This is a genomic window from Trinickia sp., assembly GCF_051954495.1.
In the GTDB taxonomy this organism is placed as follows: Bacteria; Pseudomonadota; Gammaproteobacteria; order Burkholderiales; family Burkholderiaceae; genus Trinickia.
In genome coordinates this window covers 1-16,125 of the sequence record NZ_JBQCHR010000013.1, presented here as the reverse complement: position 1 = coordinate 16,125, position 16,125 = coordinate 1, and the positions used below count along the sequence as shown (strand labels likewise).

General features: G+C 65.1%; 15 protein-coding genes. 6 read left to right on the top strand and 9 right to left on the bottom strand.

Going from position 1 to position 16,125, the window contains the following annotated elements:
• Positions 1-36: 36 nt before the first annotated feature.
• The 5 genes from dut to ACTHNR_RS01395 form a co-directional block, all read right to left on the bottom strand.
• Positions 37-483 (bottom strand): dUTP diphosphatase, encoded by a 447-nt coding sequence (gene dut, locus ACTHNR_RS01415; RefSeq protein ID WP_440545622.1) that lies wholly within the window; start codon positions 481-483, stop codon positions 37-39.
• 11 nt (positions 484-494) lie between these two features.
• The gene (gene coaBC, locus ACTHNR_RS01410; protein ID WP_440545621.1) at positions 495-1,709 is read right to left on the bottom strand and encodes a bifunctional phosphopantothenoylcysteine decarboxylase/phosphopantothenate--cysteine ligase CoaBC; all 1,215 of its coding nucleotides are present in this window, start codon (positions 1,707-1,709) and stop codon (positions 495-497) included.
• A gap of 40 nt (positions 1,710-1,749) precedes the next feature.
• Positions 1,750-2,253, bottom strand: coding sequence for a signal peptidase II (gene lspA / locus ACTHNR_RS01405; RefSeq protein WP_440545620.1), 504 nt, complete (start codon positions 2,251-2,253; stop codon positions 1,750-1,752).
• The gene (ileS, locus tag ACTHNR_RS01400; RefSeq protein WP_440545619.1) at positions 2,253-5,090 is read right to left on the bottom strand and encodes an isoleucine--tRNA ligase; all 2,838 of its coding nucleotides are present in this window, start codon (positions 5,088-5,090) and stop codon (positions 2,253-2,255) included. The genes lspA and ileS overlap by 1 nt, the downstream gene beginning before the upstream one ends.
• Positions 5,091-5,209: 119 nt before the next feature.
• Positions 5,210-6,223: a bifunctional riboflavin kinase/FAD synthetase gene (locus ACTHNR_RS01395; protein ID WP_440545618.1), complete on the bottom strand. Its 1,014-nt coding sequence runs from the start codon at positions 6,221-6,223 to the stop codon at positions 5,210-5,212.
• Positions 6,224-6,372: 149 nt separating this feature from the next.
• Here ACTHNR_RS01395 and purN point away from each other — a divergent pair, with 149 nt between their 5' ends.
• The 6 genes from purN (at position 6,373) to nadC (ending at position 13,591) form a co-directional block, all read left to right on the top strand.
• Positions 6,373-7,023, top strand: coding sequence for a phosphoribosylglycinamide formyltransferase (purN, locus tag ACTHNR_RS01390; protein WP_440545617.1), 651 nt, complete (start codon positions 6,373-6,375; stop codon positions 7,021-7,023).
• Positions 7,020-8,474 (top strand): RsmB/NOP family class I SAM-dependent RNA methyltransferase, encoded by a 1,455-nt coding sequence (locus ACTHNR_RS01385; protein ID WP_440545616.1) that lies wholly within the window; start codon positions 7,020-7,022, stop codon positions 8,472-8,474. The genes purN and ACTHNR_RS01385 overlap by 4 nt, the downstream gene beginning before the upstream one ends.
• A gap of 23 nt (positions 8,475-8,497) precedes the next feature.
• Entirely contained in the window at positions 8,498-9,883 is a 1,386-nt protein-coding gene (locus ACTHNR_RS01380) for a mechanosensitive ion channel family protein (protein WP_440545635.1), read from the top strand.
• 211 nt (positions 9,884-10,094) lie between these two features.
• A complete protein-coding gene (locus ACTHNR_RS01375; protein ID WP_440545615.1) occupies positions 10,095-11,291 on the top strand; it encodes a DesA family fatty acid desaturase in 1,197 nt (398 codons plus the stop codon).
• 152 nt (positions 11,292-11,443) lie between these two features.
• A complete protein-coding gene (nadA, locus tag ACTHNR_RS01370) occupies positions 11,444-12,577 on the top strand; it encodes a quinolinate synthase NadA (protein WP_440545614.1) in 1,134 nt (377 codons plus the stop codon).
• Between the two features lie 111 nt (positions 12,578-12,688).
• Positions 12,689-13,591, top strand: coding sequence for a carboxylating nicotinate-nucleotide diphosphorylase (gene nadC / locus ACTHNR_RS01365; RefSeq protein WP_440545613.1), 903 nt, complete (start codon positions 12,689-12,691; stop codon positions 13,589-13,591).
• Positions 13,592-13,642: 51 nt separating this feature from the next.
• On the opposite strand, the gene nadB is transcribed toward nadC, so the two are convergent.
• From nadB to ACTHNR_RS01345, 4 genes are all read right to left on the bottom strand, one after another.
• Positions 13,643-15,241 carry an L-aspartate oxidase gene (nadB, locus tag ACTHNR_RS01360; RefSeq protein WP_440545612.1) on the bottom strand — a complete coding sequence of 533 codons (1,599 nt, stop codon included), beginning with the start codon at positions 15,239-15,241 and terminating at the stop codon, positions 13,643-13,645.
• A gap of 173 nt (positions 15,242-15,414) precedes the next feature.
• Positions 15,415-15,585 (bottom strand): 50S ribosomal protein L33, encoded by a 171-nt coding sequence (rpmG, locus tag ACTHNR_RS01355; RefSeq protein ID WP_440545611.1) that lies wholly within the window; start codon positions 15,583-15,585, stop codon positions 15,415-15,417.
• A 13-nt stretch (positions 15,586-15,598) separates the two neighbouring features.
• Complete coding sequence (rpmB, locus tag ACTHNR_RS01350) at positions 15,599-15,832, bottom strand: 50S ribosomal protein L28 (RefSeq protein ID WP_004631999.1); 234 nt, start codon at positions 15,830-15,832, stop codon at positions 15,599-15,601.
• A gap of 180 nt (positions 15,833-16,012) precedes the next feature.
• A partial coding sequence (locus ACTHNR_RS01345) for a JAB domain-containing protein (RefSeq protein ID WP_440545634.1) occupies positions 16,013-16,125 on the bottom strand: 113 nt, incomplete at its 5' end.

The window sequence follows — 16,125 nt, the reverse complement described above, 5'->3', positions numbered from 1 at the left end:
CGGAGGCCGCTTCCTCCAGCTTTCCGCCCCGGGCCTTTAGTGCTTGCCGGTGCTCCCGAACCCGCCCGCCCCGCGCTCGCTCGGCGCGAATTCATCCACGACGTTGAACTGGGCCTGCACGACGGGCACGATCACGAGCTGGGCGAGACGCTCCATCGGATTGAGCGTGAAGGTGGTATGACCGCGGTTCCACGTCGAGATCATGAGTTCGCCCTGGTAGTCCGAGTCGATCAAGCCGACGAGGTTGCCCAGCACGATGCCATGCTTATGGCCTAGGCCCGAACGCGGCAGAATCAGTGCGGCGTGACCCGGATCCCCGACATGAATCGCGAGGCCGGTCGGCACGAGCACCGTTTGGCCGGGCTCGAGCACCATCGGCGCATCGATGCAAGCGCGCAGGTCGAGCCCCGCGCTGCCCGGCGTCGCATAGGCGGGAAGGTATTCGCGCATGCGCGCATCGAGAATCTTCAGGTCGAGTTTCATCGTCGTTTTCGTTACGAAATAAGGCTTGAGTCGGGCAAACGGCGCGCGATTTCGGCGATCAGAACCCTCGCCAGTGCGTCTTTGTCCGCGCGCGGCAGTCGCGTTGCTCCGGAAGCGTCGAACAGCACGACTTCGTTGTCGTCGCGGCCGAACGTGGCGGGGCCCAGGTTGCCGACGATCAGCGGGACGTTCTTCTTGATGCGCTTTTGCTCGCCGTTCGTTTCGAGGTCGCCGCTTTCGGCCGCGAAGCCGACACAGTAGGGCGCGTTCGGCAGCCGCGCCACCGTTGCCAAGATGTCGGGGTTCTCGACGAACGAAAGCGTCGGCACGGCTTGTGTGGCCGTTTTCTTGATCTTGTGCGCGCTCGTTTGCGCAACACGCCAGTCGGCGACCGCCGCAACCGAGATGAAGACGTCGCAGTCGGTCACCGATCGCAACACCGCGTCGTGCATTTCCTGCGCGGTTTCGACATCGTCGCGCTCGACGCCCCACGGCGTAGGCAACGCCACCGGGCCTGCAATCAGACGGACAGCGGCGCCGGCTTGCTGCGCGGCGCGCGCCAATGCAAAGCCCATCTTCCCGCTCGAACGGTTCGTGATGCCGCGAACGGGATCGATGGGTTCGAAGGTCGGCCCCGCCGTGAGCAGGACGCGGCGCCCGGCCAGCAGCTTCGGGCGAAAGAAGGAAACGATCGCTTCGAATGCATCCTCGGGCTCGATCATCCGGCCTTCGCCTACCTCGCCGCAGGCCTGCGAGCCGGCGTCGGGGCCCAGGATGGCGACGCCGTCTGCGCGCAACTGCGCGACATTGCGCTGCGTGGCCGGGTTGCCCCACATCTGCCGGTTCATCGCCGGCACGACGAGTAGCGGGCATTCGCGCGCGAGACACGCGATGGAAAGCAAGTCGTCGGCTCGGCCGTGCGCTAGCTTGGCCAGAAAATCGGCCGATGCCGGCGCAACGACGATGGCGTCCGCCGCGCGCGACAGATCGATATGCGGCATGTTGTTATCGATGCGCGCATCCCATTGGCTCGTGAAAACCGGGCGCCCCGAGAGCGCTTGCATGGTGACGGGCGTGATGAACTGCGTCGCCGCCTCGGTCATGACCACCTGCACGGTCGCGCCTGCCTTCGTGAGAAGCCGGGTCAGCTCCGCGATCTTGTAACAAGCGATACCGCCCGTCATGCCCAGCAGCAGATGCTTGCCTTCGAGTTCCGTGGTTGCCAACTTGACCTCCCGATGCAGTAGGGCGCGAACGCCCGGGCGTTCAGCGCGCGCCGCGCACGCGCCGCAATTCGTCGAGCACGAGCAGCATGGCGCCTACGACGATCGCACTGTCCGCCAAGTTGAATGCCGGCCAATGCCAGCCGCCCACGTGAAAGTCGAGGAAGTCGATCACGCGGCCATGCACGAGCCGGTCGATCACGTTGCCGAGCGCGCCGCCCATGATGAGCGCGAGCGCCGTGCAAAAGAGACGCTGATTGCCGTGGCGCTTGAGCAGATAGACGATGAGGCAGGCCGCCGCGATGCCCAGCGCCGTGAACGCCCAGCGCTGCCAACCGTTGGCCGACGATAGAAAACTGAACGCCGCGCCACGGTTGAACAACAGCAGGAAATTGAAGAAGGGCGTGACCACGTACGGCGTGGCGTACGCGAACACTTTCGTCACGGCGATCTTGGTCAACTGATCGAACAAAATGACGATCAGCGAAATGCCGAGCCAGGGGGCGAGCGAAGCGCCGCTCGCCTGCATCGAACGCGTTTTCGCCATTATGCCGCGCTCCTTTTTTCGCCATCGCCGAACAAATTGCCGAAGCAGCGGCCGCACAGCGTCGGGTGCTCGGCATGGGCGCCGACGTCGGCACGGTAGTGCCAGCAGCGCTCGCATTTCAGATACTTCGATGCAACGACTTCCACGCCTTCCTCCGTGTCGGCATCGACCTTGACGAGCGTCGCGTCCGACGTGATGAGGACGAACTTCAAGTCGCTGCCGAGGCTGGCGAGTGCGTCGTAGGCGGCGCCCGTCGCGCGAATCACGACCTCGGCTTGGAGCGAGGAGCCGATCCGATCGGCCACGCGTGCTTCTTCGAGCGCCTTCGTCACGTTGCCGCGCACCGCGCGCAGCAGCGACCACTTCGAGAGCAGCGTGTCGGCGCCCGGCACTTCCGGATACGCGTAGTAGGTTTCCGTGAAGATCGTGTCGCTACCCGGTTGGAATACCTTCCACGCTTCTTCGGCCGTGAACGACAAGAATGGCGCCATCACGCGCAGCAGACCTTGCGCGATATGGTAGAGCGCCGTTTGCGCCGAGCGGCGCGCGAGCGAATCGGCCGCGCTCGTGTATAGGCGATCCTTGAGCACGTCGAGGTAGAAGCCGCCGAGATCTTCGGAGCAGAACGTTTGCAGCTTGGCGACGACGGGGTGGAACTCGTACTTCTCGTAGTGCGCGAGGATGTCCTTTTGCAGCTCGTCGGTGAGCGCCACGGCGTAGCGATCGATCTCGAGCCAGGCGCCGACCGGAACCGCGTGCTGCGCGAAGTCGAAGTCGGACAAGTTCGCGAGCAGGAAGCGCAGCGTATTGCGGATGCGGCGATACGCCTCGGTCACGCGCTTGAGAATTTCCTCGGAGATCGCCAGTTCGCCCGAGTAGTCGGTCGAGGCGATCCACAGCCGGATGATTTCGGCGCCGAGGCGGTTCGCGACCTCGTGCGGGTCGATGCCGTTGCCGAGCGACTTGCTCATCTTGCGGCCTTCGCCGTCGACGGTGAAGCCATGCGTGAGCAAGGCGCGGTACGGCGCTTGCCCGTCGAGCATCGATGCCGTCAGCAGCGACGAATGGAACCAGCCGCGATGCTGATCGGAGCCTTCGAGGTATAGATCGGCCGGGAAATGCGAGACCGCTTTATGCGAGCCGCGCAGGACGTGCCAATGCGTCGTGCCCGAATCGAACCAGACGTCGAGCGTGTCGCGGTTCTTTTCATAGAGGTTGGCGTCTTCGCCCAGCAGTTCGCGCGCATCGAGCGTCTGCCATGCTTCGATCCCGCCTTGCTCGACGCGCTGCGCGACGGCTTCGAGCAGTTCGAGCGTGCGCGGATGCAGCTCGCCCGTTTCCTTGTGCACGAAGAACGCCATCGGCACGCCCCATTGTCGCTGGCGCGAAAGCGTCCAGTCGGGGCGGTTCGCGATCATGTTGAACAGGCGCTGCTTGCCCCACGACGGGTAGAACGCGGTGGCCTCGACGCCGGCGAGCGCGGTTTCGCGCAAGGTGGCGCCGCCTTCCTTCGGCGTGAGGTCCATGCCCGCGAACCATTGCGACGTGGCGCGATAGATGATCGGCGTCTTGTGGCGCCAGCAGTGCATGTAGCTGTGCGGATACTTTTCCGTGTGGAGCAGCGTGCCCGCGGCGGTGAGCGCTTCGACGATCTTCGGGTTCGCGGCCCAGATCGAAAGCCCGCCGAACAGCGGCAGCGATTCGATGTACCGGCCGTCGCCCATCACGGGATTGATGATGTCCGAATCGGCCATGCCGTGCGACTTGCACGACTCGAAGTCTTCCACGCCGTATGCGGGCGAGGAGTGCACGACGCCCGTGCCCGAATCGATCGTGACGTATTCGCCGAGATAGACGGGCGCGGTGCGCTTATAGCCGAGATGCGCCGACGCGAGCGGATGGTGAAACCGCAGGTTCACGAGCTTCGCGCCCTGGGCGGTGGCGATGACGTTGCCCGTCAACCCGAATTGTTCGAGGCTGGCCTTGACGCGTTCCTGCGCGAGCACGAGCAGCCCGCGCTCGGTGTCGACGAGCGCGTAATCGAGTTCGGGGTGCACGTTCAGCGCTTGGTTCGCCGGGATCGTCCACGGCGTCGTCGTCCAGATGACGATGCCGCCTTCCGCGCGCGGCAGGGCCGCGAGGCCGAACGCCTGCGCCGTTTTCTCCGGCTCGGCGAACGCAAAGAGCACGCTGATCGACGGATCGACGCGGTCCTTGTACTCGACTTCAGCTTCGGCGAGCGCCGAGCCGCAATCGAAGCACCAGTTCACGGGCTTCAAGCCGCGGAACACGTAGCCCTTTTCGAGAATTTTCGCGAGCGCGCGGATTTCGGCCGCCTCGTTCGAGAAGTTCATCGTCTTGTACGGGTTGTCCCAATCGCCTAGCACGCCGAGCCGCTTGAAGCCGGCCTTCTGCGTTTCGATCTGCGTGCCCGCGTAGGCGCGCGCTTTTTGCTGGACTTCCGCGGCCGGCAGCGATTTGCCGAACTGCTTTTCGATCTGGATTTCGATCGGCATGCCATGGCAGTCCCAGCCCGGCACGTAGGGGGCGTCGAAGCCGGCCATGTTGCGCGACTTGACGATGATGTCCTTCAGGATCTTGTTGACGGCATGGCCGAGGTGGATGTCGCCGTTCGCATACGGCGGGCCGTCGTGCAGGACGAACAGGGGACGCCCCTTGCTCGCCGCGCGGATCTTCTCGTAGATCCGGTTGTCGTGCCACGCCTTGACCCATTGGGGTTCGCGCTTGGGCAGATCGCCGCGCATCGGGAACGGCGTCTCGAGCAGGTTGACCGGATACTTGGCCTGGGATTTCGAATCGGCTTTCTTCTCGCTCATGGTGCTATCGCTGAAAACGGTGGGCGCCCGAGCCGTGGGCGCGTCGGTATTGAGTGTCTGGTGTCGGCGCGCATCGGCTTGCGCGCCGCGCCGGGGCCGCACGCCGATGCGCGCGGCGGCTAGCGAATTCGATCGGTCGCCGATGTCGAAAACCCCGTCGCGCGGCTGCCGGGCGCGGCCTCGACGGCCGAGCCCTCGTTGCCGAGCGCCGCGAAGTACGCACGGGCGTTCGCAACGTCGCGCGCAATGGCCGCCGTCAGCGTTTCGAGATCGACGTATTTCTCCTCGTCGCGCAGCTTCTTCAGGAATTCGACGCGCACGAGTTTGCCATAGGCGTCGCCGTGCCAATCGAGCAGGTGCACTTCGAGCAGAACCCGTCCCGAATCGTCGACGGTTGGCCGAACCCCGAGGCTCGCGACGGCCGGCATCGGCGCTTGCTCGATCCCGTGCACGCGGACGATGAAGATGCCGGCGAGCGCCGGGCGCTTGTGCGCGATCGGCAGGTTCAACGTGGGAAAGCCGAGGTCGCGCCCGAGCTTCAGGCCGTGCACGACGTGCCCGCTGATGGCGTAGGCGCGCCCCAGCGCCGCGCGCGCCGCGTCCAGATCGCCGGCGGTGAGCGAGGCGCGCACGCTCGAACTCGAAATGCGCGCGCCGCTCGGATCGGCGACGGTCTGCATCTGCTCGACCTCGAACCCGTATTGCCGCCCGGCCGCCTCCAGCGAGGCGAAATCGCCGGCGCGCTTGGCGCCGTAGCGGAAATCGTCGCCAATGAGCACCCAGCGCGCGTGCAGGCCGTCGACCAGGATGCGCTTGACGAACGCATCGGGCGATTGGCTCGCGAACGTGTGATTGAAGTGCTCGACGACGACCCGGTCGACGCCGTTCGTGCGCAGCGCTTCCAGCTTGTCGCGCAGCATGGCGATGCGCGGCGGCGCGCCGGCCGGATTGAAGAATTCGCGCGGATGCGGCTCGAAGGTCATGACGCACACGGGCAGGCCGCGCGCGTGCGCCGCCTGGCTCACGCGGGCGAGCAGCGCCTGGTGGCCGCGGTGGACACCGTCGAAGTTGCCGATCGTCAGCGCGCAGGGCGCGCGGCTTTCAGCGTTGGGAAGACCGCGGAAGACTCTCACGATAGCCGTTGGGGTGGGCGGCGCAGTTGCGCGAAGCCGATCATCGATGAACGGACGGCAAATGCCGCAAAGCAGAAGATTATAAACGCTCGGGGCCCGACGCGGCTGCGCGCGGCTTTTGAGCGGTCCCCGGATGATAAAATCGCCGGATGAAAAATATCGTGATTTTGATTTCCGGGCGCGGCAGCAACATGGAAGCGATCGTACGCGCCTGCGCCGCCGAGCGCTGGCCGGCGCGCGTCGCGGCCGTCGTCTCGAACCGGCCCGATGCGCCCGGGCTCGCGTTCGCGGCCGCCCAAGGCATCGCCACGGCCGTGCTCGAGCACGGCGGCTTTGCCGAGCGCGAGGCGTTCGACGCCGCGCTCGCCGATCTCGTCGACAGCTTTTCCCCCGATCTCGTCGTGCTCGCGGGCTTCATGCGCGTGTTGACCACCGGCTTCGTCGAACGCTACGCGGGTCGCATGCTGAACGTCCATCCTTCGCTTTTGCCGAGTTTTCCGGGCCTGCGCACGCACGAGCGCGCCCTCGAGGCCGGCGTGGCGCTGCACGGCGCGACCGTTCACTTCGTCACGGCCCAGCTCGATCACGGTCCGATCGTCGTGCAAGGCGCGATGCCCGTGCGGCCCGGCGACGATCCGGCCGCGCTCGCTCGGCGGCTGCTCGCGGTCGAGCACGTGATCTACCCGCGCGCCGTGCGCTGGTTCGTCGAGGGCCGCTTGGCGCTCTCGGGGCTGCGCGTCGTCGTGACGCCGCCAGAGCCGCAATGGTACTTCTCCGATACGAACGAGGCAGCCGCATGAACAACATCAAGAAGAAAGACAAGGGCTCGCCGAAAGGCTCGCCGCAAGGCTCGCCGAAGGGCGCATCGAAAGGTCCGCTCCGCAGCGCGCCGCGTGGCGGCGCCCGAGGCGCGCAGGGGGCCGGGCGCGAACGCGCGGGCGGCAAGCGCGATTCGGCCGTGCACGGCTTTTTGATCGGCCAGACCGAGACGCTCTTGGCCGACGTGCTCAAGTTCACCGGCCCGGCCGACGCCACGACGAGCCGCTTTTTCCGGGCGCACCCCAAGCTCGGGCACACGGAGCGCGGCGTCATCGCGGAGGCCGTGTTCGCCGTCCTGCGCCGTCGCATGGAGTTCGCGCACTTGGCGGAAAGCGGCAGCGGCAGCCCCACGCGGCGGCTCGCGCTGCTCGGCCTGATGCAGACGGCGGGCCGGGCGGCCGTTGCGCCGTTCGTGTCCGAGGCGGAAGGCGCCTGGCTCGAACATGTATCGAAGATCGATCCGGCCAGCCTGCCGCTGCGCGTGCGCACGAACTTGCCCGATTGGATCGTCGAAGCGCTCGGAAAGCGCTTCGATGCGCAGGAACTCGCGAGCTTGGCCGCGGCGCTCAACTACCCGGCGCCGCTCGATCTGCGCGCCAATCCGGTGAAGGCGAGCCGCGATCAAGTGCTCGATGCCCTGCGCACGGCGGGGATCGAAGCGGGCGCCACCCCATTCGCGCCCTTCGGCGTGCGCGTGGTGGGCAAGCCGGCCCTGACCAAGCTCAAGGCGTTCGAGGACGGATGGATCGAGGTGCAGGACGAAGGTAGCCAGTTGCTGTGCGCACTCGTCGCGCCGCGGCGCGGCGAGATGGTCGTCGATTTTTGCGCTGGGGCCGGCGGCAAGACGCTCGCGCTGGGGGCGGCCATGCGCTCGACCGGGCGGCTGTATGCGTTCGACGTGTCCGACAAGCGTTTGGCCAAGCTCAAGCCGCGTCTCGCGCGCAGCGGGCTGTCGAACGTTCATCCCGTCCTCATCGACAGCGAGCACGACGCCAAGATCAAACGCCTGACGGGAAAGATCGACCGCGTGCTCGTCGATGCGCCTTGCAGCGGCCTCGGCACGCTGCGCCGCAATCCCGATTTGAAATGGCGCCAAAGCCCGGGCTCGGTCGAGGAACTCGCGCCCAAGCAGGCGTCGATCCTCGCGAGCGCGGCGCGGCTCGTGAAGCCGGGCGGGCGCCTCGTCTACGCGACCTGCAGCGTGCTGGAAGCGGAAAACGAAGCGATCGTCGGCCAGTTTCTCGCCGACCATCCCGATTTCGCGCTCGTGCCGGCCGGCAAGGTGCTCGCGGAGCAACGCATCGAGCTCGAAATGGGCGACTACCTCTCGCTCTGGCCGCATCGGCACGCGACCGACGGATTTTTCGCCGCCGTGCTGGAGCGCTCGGCGGCCCCGGCGCCCGCCCCCTCACCCGCGCAAGCATCGACGTGACGCAAGAGCGCATCCTTTCGCACATGCTGGCCGGCATCGCGCGCGACTACGGCCAGCCGGTGATGATCTGGCAGGTGGGCACGCTGCTCGGCACGCTGCTCGTTGCGTGGCTGCTCGCGCGGCTCTTGCGCTACAAGCTCGATTCGCGTTGGCGCGCCCGCCACGAAGCCGCGCGCTTCGGCGCCGAGAGCCTGCGCAAGGCGCTATTCCCGCTGCTCGGCGGCGCTCTCGTGTGGATCGAGCTGAACGTGCTCGACGACTACATGTCGACGTCGCTGCTCGAGCTCGCGCTGGTGCCGCTCATCGGTATTGCACTGATTTATATCGTCTTTTTCGTCGCAAGACGCGTGTTCGGGCGGACCGGGCAGGCTCACGCCTGGCTTTCGATCGCCGAGAAACTCGTGTCGGCGCTCGTCTGGGTGGGCATGGTGGTCACCGTGCTCGGCATTCAGGACGAAGTGCTGCGATGGATGGCGTCGGTGCGCTTTCGCGTCGGCAACGCGCATATGACGTTGCTCTCGCTGACGACGGGCTTGATGTGGGTCTGCGCCACGGTGATCGCGGCGCTTTGGGTCGGCTCGATGTACGAAGACCGCGTGATGCGCGCGCATTCGCTCGACGCCAACCTGCGCGTCGTGCTCTCGCGCGTCGGGCGTGCGCTGCTGCTGCTCGCGGCCGTGCTGATCAGTTTTTCGCTCGTCGGCATCGACATCACGGTGCTGGGCGTGTTCGGCGGCGCGCTGGGCGTCGGGCTCGGCTTCGGTTTGCAAAAGATCGCGAGCAACTACGTGTCGGGCTTCATCATCCTGATCGACCGGTCGCTGCGGATCGGGGACACGATCAACGTTGCCGGCCTGCAGGGCATGGTGACCGAGATCAGGACGCGCTATACGACCGTGCGCGGACTGGACGGCATCGAAACGCTGATCCCGAACGAAAAGCTCATCACCGACGTCGTTCAGAACCATTCCTCGTATCTGACGCGCGGCTATGCGAAGGTGGCCGTGCAAGTCGCCTATACGACGGACGTCGAGCAGGCCATGGCGTTGCTGGCCCAAGCGGCGCACGGCGTGGAGCGCGTGCTGGACGATCCCGCGCCGGCGGCCTATCTCGTCGGTTTCGGCGCGGACGGTATCAACCTCGAACTGGGTTTCTGGATTGAACAAGCCGCCAAGGGCACGGCCGGCACCCGGTCCACGGTGAACCGCAATGTTTGGCGGCTGTTCAACGAACACGGCATCTCGATCCCCTACGCTCGGCGCGACGTTCGTCTTGTGGGCGGCTGGCCGACCGCTGTCGCTGGGGCGGTCGAGATCGCGCAGGACCCTGCGATGGAACCTGCTCCGGCCCCGAAGCCCGCGGACGACTCGGGCACGGGAATCGCTCGCGATGCGTCGGCAGGCGCTTGACGGTGGCCGCGGCGATTCGCCGCAGCCGCGCCAAGGGCCCCGCAAATCGGTAAAAAGCGCTCGCCGTTGCGAACGTGCATCGCAAAAAACCTCATTTGTTACAAATACTTGCGGCGGTTGAAGTAAAATGCCGTTCAGCTTCGAAAGCGAGCTTTCATCTTTTCGGCGCCCGCATCCCGCGCGGGTGTCGCCGCAATACGGGTAGAACACCTTGCTCAATTCCCTTCTCGATTTTCTCGCACACGGTTTCCTGCGTTTCTCGTGGTGGCAAATCGTGCTGTCCGCGCTTGCCTTGACCCACGTGACGATCATTGGCGTCACTGTCTATCTGCACCGGTGCCAGGCGCACCGCGCGCTCGATCTGCACCCGGTCGCGAGCCATTTTTTCCGGCTCTGGCTGTGGATGACGACGGGCATGCTCACGGGCCAGTGGGCGTCGATCCACCGCAAGCACCACGCGAAGTGCGAAACCGAGGAAGATCCGCACAGCCCGCAAACGCGCGGCATCTGGAAGGTGCTGCTCGAAGGCGCCGAGCTTTACCGCGCCGAGGCCAAGAATGAAGAAACGCTGCGCCGCTTCGGCCACGGCACGCCGAACGACTGGGTCGAACGCAACGTCTACACGCGCTACCCGATCCTGGGCATCAGTCTCATGATGGTCATCGACGTCGCGCTGTTCGGCATCGTCGGCCTGACCGTCTGGGCCGTGCAAATGATCTGGATTCCGTTCTGGGCGGCCGGCGTCGTCAATGGCCTCGCGCACTTCTGGGGCTACCGCAATTTCAATTCGGCGGACGCAAGCACGAACATCTTCCCGTGGGGCATCATCATCGGCGGTGAGGAACTGCACAACAATCACCACACGTTCGCGACGTCGGCGAAGTTGTCGAACAAGTGGTACGAGTTCGACATCGGCTGGTGCTACATCCGCATGATGTCGGCCGTCGGCCTCGCCAAGGTGAAGAAGGTCGCACCCACGCCGCGGCTCACGACGGGCAAGCTCGTGCTCGATCAAGAAACGCTGCAAGCCGTGTTGACGAACCGCTACGAAGTCATGGCGCGTTACGCCAAGACCGTCAAGCGCGCTTACCGCCAAGAACTCGTGCGGCTCAAGGAGATCGGCGCACGCGAGAAGTATCAGCTGATGCGCAGCGCGCGCACATGGTTCCACAAGGACGAAGCCGGCCTGGACGAGCCGCAAAAGCGTCAATTGCCCGAAATCTTCGCGAACAGCCAGACGCTGCGCACGTTCATCGAACTGCGCAACGACCTGAGCGCGATCTGGGATCGGTCCAACGCTTCTCGCGAACAACTGCTGGTGCAGCTGCAGGACTGGTGCCATCGGGCGGAACAAAGCGGGATCAAGGCGCTGCAGGAATTCGCGACGCGTTTGCGCCGGTACGCCTGAACGCCTCGATACGCGAAATCCATTAAACTTTCGTTACGTCAGACACCCCGCGTTGGCGGGGTGTTGCTTTTTGGGGCCCTTGTGATGCGCTCGGCTCACCTCGATCGCGGGGCGCAAGGCCCACGCCGCCAGGCGGATTAGAGGAGAACAGGATGGATGCGGCCATCAAACCCGTGGAATTCGACAAGCCGGGTGCCGGCGCCGTGTGCGGCGTGGGGCAGGCCTGGGCGAAAGTACCTGCGGCGCCCACGCCCGAGGAGCGCGCGCAATTGAAGGCGCGCGTGCGTGAATTGCTCGTGCGAGAAAAAGCCGTGCTCGTCGCGCATTACTACGTCGACGCCGAACTTCAGGAGCTTGCCGACGAAACGGGCGGCTGCGTGGCCGATTCGCTCGAGATGGCGCGGTTCGGCCGCGATCATGACGCGCAGACGCTCGTCGTCGCCGGCGTACGGTTCATGGGCGAGACGGCCAAGATTCTGAGCCCGGGCAAGCGCATTCTGATGCCCGATCTCGATGCAACCTGTTCGCTCGATCTCGGCTGCCCCGCCGATGAGTTTTCGGCCTTCTGCGATGCGCATCCCGATCGTACGGTCGTCGTTTACGCCAATACCAGCGCGGCGGTGAAGGCACGAGCCGATTGGATGGTCACGTCGTCGATCGGTCTAGAGATCGTGGCCGATCTGCACGCGCGCGGCGAAAAAATCCTTTGGGCGCCCGATCGCCACTTGGGCAGCTACATCCAGCAGCAGACAGGCGCCGACATGCTGCTTTGGCAAGGTTCGTGTCTCGTGCACGACGAGTTCAAAGGCGTCGAGCTCGATCTGCTGAAGGCCGAGTATCCGCAGGCCAAGGTGCTCGTGCACCCGGAATCGCCGGCGAGCGTCGTGGCGCAGGCCGACGTCGTCGGCTCGACGACGCAGCTGATCGACGCCGCCAAGCGGCTCGACGCGACCCATTTCATCGTAGCGACCGATCTGGGCATCCTGCACAAGATGCAGTTGGCGGCGCCCGGCAAGACGTTCGTCGCGGCGCCGACGGCCGGCAACAGCGCGACGTGCAAAAGCTGCGCGCATTGTCCGTGGATGGCCATGAACGGGCTGGCGAATTTGGTGGACGTGCTGGAGCGGGGGCACAACGAGATTTTCGTCGATGCCGCTATCGCGGAGCGAGCGCGCTTGCCGATCGACCGGATGCTCGAGTTCGCCGCGCAGCATAAGAAGCGCGTGCAGGCGAGCGGCGATCTCGCCCGCGACACCGCGTTGTTCGCCAACGTAGGCGCGGCCTGACGGCCGGCCTGCACGTCTCGCGCACGACACCGGAGCATCGGCGCGCATTCTTCCATTCGACTACCGCGGCGGCGTCTCGATCCGCCGGCGGTGAAAAGGACAACAGAGCATATGACCGCGCACCAAGTCACGACGGCCTCGGACGTCGTATCGCCGCTTTTTGCTGAAATTCGCGCTCAGTACGGCGCGGCATTCGATGCGGCGCTGGCCCGCAACGTGGCCGATGCGCTGGCGGAAGATGTCGGCGACGGGGATCTCACCGGGCGGCTCGTCCCGCAAGATTCGATTCGCGAGGCGCGCATACTCGTGCGCGAAGATGCGGTGCTTTGCGGGGTGTCGTGGTTCATCGCGGTGATGCGGCAGATCGACCCGACGATCGAGATCGATTGGCGCTATCGCGAGGGCGAGCTCATGAAAGCCGATACGCCCGTGTGCTTTCTGCGCGGCCCGGCGCGTTCACTGCTGACAGCGGAACGCAATGGCTTGAACTTCCTGCAGCTGCTATCGGGCGTCGCGACGGCGACGCGCCGTTACGTCGATGCCGTCGCGGGCACGCGCGCCCGTATCCTGGATACGCGCAAGACGCTGCCCGGCCTGCGCCTCGCGCAGAAATACGCCGTGCGCGTGGGCGGTGGGGCGAACCAGCGGCTCGCGCTCTATGACGGCATCCTCATCAAGGAAAATCACATCGCGGCGGCCGGCGGCGTCGGTCCGGTATTGGATGCGGCCTACGCCCTCAATGCCGGCGTACCGATCCAGATCGAAGTGGAAACCCTCGAGCAGCTGGAGTCGGCGCTCGCGCACCGCGCCGATTCGATCCTGCTTGACAACTTCTCGTTCGACGCCATGCGCGACGCCGTCAGACTGAACGCGGGGCGTGCGTTGCTCGAAGTGTCGGGCGGCGTGAACTTCGATACCGTGCGGGCGATCGCGGAGACAGGCGTCGACCGCATTTCGATCGGCGCGCTGACGAAGGACGTGCGCGCGACCGACTATTCGATGCGGCTCGTCTAAAAGCACCGGCGTCTTCGTTGGCGGGCGGGGCCCCGCCCGCCAGCAACGCACTCAAACTTGCCGATTGCGTACGCGCTCGGGCGAGAGGACGGTGGGCAATGCCTTGGGCAAGGCGGATGGCCAGTCGCGCGAGAAATGCAGCCCGCGGCTTTCGCGGCGCGAACGTGCGCTATCGACGATCAGCGTAGCCACATCGACGAGATTGCGCAGTTCGAGCAAGTCTCGGCTCACCTTGAAATTCGCGTAATACTCCTGAATCTCGTCGCGCAGCATCGCAATGCGGTGCTTGGCGCGCGCTAGGCGCTTGTCGGTGCGTACGATCCCGACGTAGTTCCACATGAGCCGGCGCAGCTCGTCCCAGTTGTGGGCCACGACGACTTCCTCGTCCGGATCGGAAACGCGGCTTTCGTCCCAGTCGGGCAGCGGCGCGTGAGCCGCTGCGTCGAAGCCTTCGTGCTCGATCGCTTCCGCCGCGGAGCGCCCGATGACGAGGCATTCGAGCAGCGAGTTGCTTGCGAGGCGGTTCGCACCGTGCAGGCCCGTGCACGACGTTTCGCCAACGGCGTACAGGCCCGCCAAGTCGGTGCGGCCCGCCAGATCGGTGACGACGCCCCCGCAGGTGTAGTGCGCGGCCGGCACGACGGGAATCGGATCTTTCGTGATGTCGATGCCGAACTCGAGGCAACGGGCGAGGATCGTCGGGAAGTGCTCATGTAAGAAGGCTGCGCTCTGGTGACTGATGTCCAGATAGACGCAGTCGATGCCGCGCTTCTTGATTTCGAAGTCGATGGCGCGCGCCACGATGTCGCGAGGGGCGAGCTCGGCTCGCTCGTCGTGCGCCGGCATGAAGCGCGTGCCGTCGGGCAAGACGAGCTTGCCGCCTTCGCCGCGCACTGCCTCGGTGATCAAGAAAGACTTCGCATACGGGTGGAACAGGCAGGTCGGATGAAACTGGATGAACTCCATGTTCGACACGCGGCAGCCGGCTCGCCAGGCCATCGCAATGCCGTCGCCCGTGGCGGTGTCCGGGTTCGTCGTATACAGATAGACCTTGCCCGCGCCGCCTGTGGCGAGGATCGTATGCGGGGCTTGGAGCGTGACCGTCCGCCCGCTGGCTAGATCGAGCGCGTAAAGCCCATGACAGCGGCGGCCCGGCAGACCGAGTCGATCCGAGGTGATGAGATCGATCGCGCAGTGATCTTCGAGCAGCGTGATGTTCGGGTGCGTGCGCACGCGCTCGGAAAGCGTGGCGACAACCGCATGGCCCGTTGCATCGGCGGCGTGGATGATGCGGCGGTGGCTGTGGCCGCCTTCGCGCGTCAGGTGAAAGCCGAGCTCGGCAGCGTCGTCGCGCGTGAACGGGACGCCTTGCGCGATCAACCATTCGATGGCCCTGCGCCCGTGCTCGACGATGAAGCGCGTGGCCGCTTCGTCGCACAGCCCTCCGCCCGCGACGAGCGTGTCGCTCACATGATTTTCGACGCTGTCGGCCGAATCGAGCACGGCGGCGATGCCGCCTTGCGCCCAGTCGCTCGCGCCCTCGGTCATCGAGCGCTTCGCGATCACCGCCACGCGCCGCTCTTCCGCCAGATTCAGTGCGACCGTCAGGCCCGCGAGCCCGCTGCCTACGATTACGACGTCGAAATTCATCTTGTTTCCTTTGTCCCGAGCCCCCGACGCCATCGCGAAGATTGCAGCCGTATGAAAAAACGCGTGAGTCAAGCCAAAGAGGATACCGCGCCGGGGACACAACCGGTAGCGAGCCAAACGAAAAGCCCCGCACAAGGCGGGGCTTTTCATGTCTTCAGGCTCGCAGGAAACGATTACTTGATCTTCGTTTCCTTGTACGCCACGTGCGTGCGGGCGACGGGATCGAACTTCATGATCTCCATCTTTTCCGGCTTGGTGCGCTTGTTCTTGGTGGTCGTGTAGAAATGACCCGTACCTGCGGTCGATTCCAGCTTGATCTTGTCGCGTCCGCCTTTGCTGGCCATGTTTAACTCCTAATTAGACTTCGCCGCGTGCGCGCAGATCCACGAGCACTTCGTCGATGCCTTTTTTATCGATCAGGCGCAGACCAGCGTTCGAGACGCGCAGGCTCACCCAGCGGTTTTCGGATTCGACCCAGAAGCGGCGATTCTGCAGGTTCGGCAGAAAACGGCGCTTGGTCTTGTTGTTTGCGTGGGAAACGTTATTGCCGACCATCGGCGCTTTCCCGGTCACTTGACAGACGCGTGCCATGGAGCACTCCTAACTAAATTCGTTGGCTACAGTTTGCGACCGGGCGCTGGGACCAAAACCAAGCGCAGCGCCACTGTAGAGGTGGGACTTCAGCGAAACGCGGATTATACACACAAAACTGCTGACAAATCAACGAGATCGATGGATTGCTGTTGGGCACCGTGCGATGCGGTGTCGGCACTACATTTTGCCGTGTTCCATGAAGCCATAAACATGGCTGCGCCCGACGATCATGTGATCCAAGACGATCACGTCGAGCAGGGCCAGTGCTCGGCACAACTCGCGGGTCAGGG